Genomic DNA, 596 nt, shown 5'->3' with positions numbered 1-596 from the left:
GTCACCGGCGGTGTGTTGCTACCGTTCTTCTCCTTCATGACGTTCCTCATCGCCGTGCCAACAGGCGTGAAGTTCTTCAACTGGATCGGAACGATGTGGAAGGGCTCGCTGTCCTTCGAGACACCGATGCTCTGGACGATCGGCTTCCTGATCACCTTCACCTTCGGTGGTCTGACCGGCGTCATCCTGGCGGCCCCGCCGCTGGACTTCCACGTCTCGGACTCGTACTTCGTGGTGGCGCACTTCCACTACGTGGTGTTCGGCACCGTGGTCTTCGCGATGTTCGCCGGCTTCCACTTCTGGTGGCCGAAGATGACCGGCAAGATGCTCGACGAGCGTCTCGGCAAGATCACCTTCTGGACGCTGTTCATCGGCTTCCACGGCACGTTCCTGGTGCAGCACTGGCTGGGCGTGGAGGGCATGCCGCGTCGTTACGCGGACTACCTCGCGGCCGACGGCTTCACCGCGCTGAACACGATCTCGACGATCTCCTCGTTCCTGCTGGGCCTGTCGATCCTGCCGTTCTTCTACAACGTGTGGAAGACCGCCAAGTACGGCAAGAAGGTCGAGGTCGACGACCCGTGGGGCTACGGCCG

General features: G+C 61.9%; 1 protein-coding gene. It reads left to right on the top strand.

Annotation, left to right across the window (positions count from 1 at the left end; genetic code table 11):
- The coding region (locus tag OKJ99_RS10125) for a cbb3-type cytochrome c oxidase subunit I (protein WP_326015538.1) at window positions 1-596 on the top strand (596 nt) is incomplete at both ends.

Source organism: Streptomyces endophyticus (assembly GCF_035798155.1).
Lineage (GTDB): Bacteria > Actinomycetota > Actinomycetes > Streptomycetales > Streptomycetaceae > Streptomyces > Streptomyces endophyticus.
This window is presented reverse-complemented; position numbering and strand designations above follow the sequence as displayed.